This window comes from Bradyrhizobium sp. (assembly GCF_049581145.1).
In the GTDB taxonomy this organism is placed as follows: Bacteria; Pseudomonadota; Alphaproteobacteria; order Rhizobiales; family Xanthobacteraceae; genus Bradyrhizobium.
This window is the reverse complement of the sequence record NZ_JBAURI010001260.1, coordinates 1-4,203: the sequence shown is the minus strand read 5'-3', so window position 1 is coordinate 4,203 and position 4,203 is coordinate 1. Positions and strand designations below refer to the sequence as shown.

Annotated in this window: 2 protein-coding genes; one reads left to right on the top strand and one right to left on the bottom strand. The window is 65.1% G+C overall.

Features of this window, described 5'->3' with window-relative positions; all coding sequences use genetic code 11:
- Positions 1 to 136: 136 nt before the first annotated feature.
- On the bottom strand, positions 137 to 730 hold the full coding sequence (locus tag WCB02_RS39990) for a hypothetical protein (RefSeq protein WP_423968040.1): 594 nt from the start codon (positions 728 to 730) through the stop codon (positions 137 to 139).
- Between the two features lie 385 nt (positions 731 to 1,115).
- On the opposite strand from WCB02_RS39990, the gene polA reads away from it, so the two are divergent.
- A complete protein-coding gene (gene polA / locus WCB02_RS39985) occupies positions 1,116 to 4,178 on the top strand; it encodes a DNA polymerase I (protein ID WP_423968037.1) in 3,063 nt (1,020 codons plus the stop codon).
- Positions 4,179 to 4,203 lie beyond the last annotated feature (25 nt).

The following is a 4,203-nucleotide window of genomic DNA, read 5'->3' as shown; positions in this document are numbered from 1 at the left end:
GGGTCCCGGCGTTCGCCGGGACGACGTCGAGTTTGTGGGGATGCGCGATCGCGCCAGAAAACTCCGGCGTCGTCCCGACCTCGAGCCGGGACCCATAACCACAGGCCGACATCGACACCCATAACCGCTCGCACGTTCAGCTCGCGCCCTCGATCTTCACGCCGTCCTGCAGCGCGGTCTGCCTGGCGCGGAAGGCCTCGGCGTCGCCGAAATCGGCAAATCCCTGGTAATGCGGGTGCGGCCCCAGCACCCGCCTCGCATGCTTGATCGGACACCAATAGACCTCGGTGCGCGCCGTCACCTCGCGGACAAAGGCGACCATGCCATTGGCATAGGAGCAATAGGCGCAATTGAGCCTCTCGAGCGCGTTGAGATAGGCGAGATGATGGCGGTCGAACACGAGGTAATCGCGACGGCGCACCTTCGGGATGCCGTAGGCCGGAAAGCAGATCGCCTGATAGATCATGACGGCAAGATCGAGCAGCACGATCGGGACGATCATCGCGTAGATCACCGGCGCGGTCAGCACGATCAGCGGATGAGCCTCGATCAGATAGCGCGACAGCCGCGTCCTGATCTGCCGGTGCAGCTCCAGCACCTCCTTCTCGAACACGATTTTCCGGTTTTCCAGCCGGAAGCGCAGCTCCTCGCGCCGCTTCGCCATTTCGACCTCGATCTCGGCCTCGACCGATCGCAGCTTCTCCATCAAGAGGTCGAGTTGCGTGGTCATGGCCGCGCTCCTTCCGTTGGTCCGCCCAAAGGGGCATGGAACAGTGGCGGAAGCAACCCGCGCCGGACCGCCGGACTGAACGATCGATTCCATGAAAGTTGTCATATGGCACGGTGGTTTCTCCCCTCCCCCCGCGTAGCGGTGGGGAGGGGTCGGGGGCGGGGGGTTGGCTCCACAAAAGCACTCTCTCATGCTGGCATCGAATATGCGGAAGCCCCCCCCACCCCCGACCCCTCCCCGCCACGCGCTGCGCGCGTGGAGGGAGGGGAGAAACGCGACGCCTGCTATGAATCGAATTTCAAAATCGCTGATCCAGCCGGAAAAATCCCGGCACATCGTGGCCGGCAGACTGTCAATCGCCGGCAAAAATTCCTAGATTGCGGCCATGCCGAAAACAGCCCCCAAAGCCGCCGCTCAACCGGCTGCCGTTCCCGCCGCAGCGCTGAAAGCCGGCGACCATGTGTTTCTGGTCGACGGCTCCTCCTACATTTTCCGCGCCTATCACGCACTGCCGCCGCTGAACCGCAAGTCGGACGGCCTGCCGGTCAATGCCGTGCTCGGCTTCTGCAACATGCTGTGGAAGCTGCTGCGGGAGATGCCGCCGGACAACAAGCCGACGCATCTCGCCATCATCTTCGACAAATCGGAAGTTACCTTCCGCAACAAGATCTATCCGGACTACAAGGCGCACCGGCCGCCGGCGCCTGACGAGCTGATCCCGCAATTTCCGCTGATCCGCGACGCTGTGCGCGCCTTCGACCTGCCCAGCCTGGAACAGGCCGGCTTCGAGGCCGACGACCTGATCGCGACCTATGCGCGGCAGGCCTGCGAGCGCGGCGCCACCACCACCATCGTCTCCTCCGACAAGGACCTGATGCAGCTCGTGACCGACCAGGTCACCATGTACGACACCATGAAGGATCGCCGCATCGGCATCCCCGAGGTGATCGAGAAATTCGGCGTGCCGCCGGCGAAAGTGGTCGAGGTGCAGGCGCTGGCCGGCGATTCCACCGACAACGTGCCGGGCGTGCCCGGCATCGGCATCAAGACCGCGGCGCAGCTGATCGTCGAATATGGCGATCTCGACGCGCTGTTGCAGCGCGCCGGCGAAATCAAGCAGCCGAAGCGGCGCGAGGCGCTGATCGCGAATGCCGAGAAGGCGCGGATTTCGCGGCAACTGGTGCTGCTCGACGACAAGGTTGCGCTCGACGTGCCGATCGACGATCTCGCCGTGCACGAGCCCGACGCGCGCAAGCTGATCGCGTTCCTGAAGGCGATGGAGTTTGCCACGCTGACCCGTCGCGTCGCCGAATATTCGCAGATCGACCCTTCGGATGTGAAAGCCGATGCGGGGAACAAGAGTGGGGTCGTGGCTTCGGCTCCGCCGCCTGCGGGACAACTCGGAGCGCGCAGCGAGCCGGATGGGAGCCTTTTCGCCGGCGGCGGCGGCACCCCCACCCCGCCCTCCCCCGCAAGCGCGCCGGGCAATCGGACGAGCAAGGCAACCGGAGACCGGCAAGACAAAGCGTCCAGCCTCAAGGGCTCGCCGATCTCGCTGGCCGCCGCACGCGCCGAGGCGGCGCGAAAACTGCCCGTCGATCGCACCAAATACCAGACCATCAAAAACCTCGATCAGCTCGAGGCCTGGATCGCGCGCGTGCACGATACCGGCCATTTCGCGATCGAGGCGAAAGCCAATTCGATCGATCCGATGCAGGCGGAGATCTCGGGCATCGCGCTGGCGCTCGCGCCCAACGACGCCTGCTACATGCCGCTGTCGCACAAGCAGTCCGGTGACGGCGTCGGGCTGTTCGATGCCGGGCTTGCGCCGGACCAGATCAGGGAGGGCGACGCGCTCGCGGCGCTGCGGCCGCTGTTGGAGTCCGCCGGCATTTTGAAGGTCGGCTTCAACGTCAAGTTCAACGCCGTGATGTTCGCGCAATCGGGCATCTCGCTGCGCAATTATGACGACGTGCAGCTGATGTCGTACGCGCTCGATGCCGGCCGCCACGCGCATGGGCTCGATGCGCTCGCCGAAGGCTGGCTCGGCCACGCCACCTTGACGCATGGCGAACTGACCGGCAGCGGCAAGAACAAGCTCTCCTTCGATCAGGTCGCGATCGACCGGGCGACCGCGTTTTCCGCCGAGGACGCCGACGTGATCTTGCGGCTATGGCGCGTGCTGAAGCCGCGCCTGGCCGCCGAACACATGACCGCGGTCTATGAGACGCTGGAGCGCCCGCTGGTCAGCGTGCTGGCGCGGATGGAGCGGCGCGGCATCTCGATCGACCGCCAGGTGCTGTCGCGCCTGTCGGGCGATTTCGCCCAGACCGCGGCCCGGGTCGAGGCCGAGTTGCAGGAGCTGGCCGGCGAGCCGATCAATGTCGGCAGCCCCAAGCAGATCGGCGACATCCTGTTCGGCAAGATGGGCATCCCCGGCGGCACCAAGACCAAGACCGGCGCCTGGTCGACCTCGGCGCAGATCCTCGACGACCTCGCCGAACAGGGCCATGAATTCGCGAAGAAGATCCTGGAATGGCGGCAGGTCTCGAAACTGAAATCGACCTATACCGACGCGCTGCCGACCTATGTCAACCGCGAGACCCATCGCGTCCACACGACCTATGCGCTGGCCGCGACCACGACGGGACGGCTGTCGTCGAACGAGCCGAACCTGCAGAACATCCCCGTGCGCACCGAGGACGGCCGGAAGATCCGCCGCGCCTTCATCGCCACGCCCGGCCACAAGCTGGTGTCGGCGGACTATTCCCAGATCGAACTGCGGCTGCTGGCCGAGATCGCCGACATCCCCGTCCTGAAGCAGGCGTTCCGCGACGGGCTCGACATCCACGCCATGACGGCCTCGGAGATGTTCGGCGTGCCGATCAAGGAGATGCCGAGCGAGGTGCGGCGCCGCGCCAAGGCGATCAATTTCGGCATCATCTACGGCATCTCGGCGTTCGGGCTCGCCAACCAGCTCGGCATCGCGCGCGAGGAGGCCTCGGCCTACATCAAGAAATATTTCGAGCGCTTTCCGGGCATTCGCGCCTATATGGACGAGACGCGCGAATTCTGCCGCAAGAACGGCTACGTCATCACGCTGTTCGGCCGCAAATGTCACTACCCCGACATCAAGGCGTCCAACGCCTCGGTCCGCTCCTTCAACGAGCGCGCCGCGATCAACGCGCGGCTGCAGGGCTCGGCGGCCGATATCATCCGCCGCGCCATGATCCGCATCGAGGACGCACTCGCCGCGAAAAAACTCTCGGCGCAGATGCTGCTGCAGGTGCACGACGAACTGATCTTCGAGGTTCCGGACGACGAGGTCGCGGCGACCTTGCCGGTGGTTCAGCATGTCATGCAGGACGCGCCGTTCCCGGCAGCATTGCTCTCCGTACCGCTGCAGGTCGACGCGCGGGCGGCGGATAATTGGGACGAGGCGCATTGAGCTGATCGATGTCGTGGGCCTACAC

Bases quoted from the DNA above. Each gene is read 5' to 3' on its own strand.
- WCB02_RS39990 (WP_423968040.1), bottom strand. From the start codon at position 730: ATGACCACGCAACTCGACCTCTTGATGGAGAAGCTGCGATCGGTCGAG.
- polA (WP_423968037.1), top strand. From the start codon at position 1,116: ATGCCGAAAACAGCCCCCAAAGCCGCCGCTCAACCGGCTGCCGTTCCC.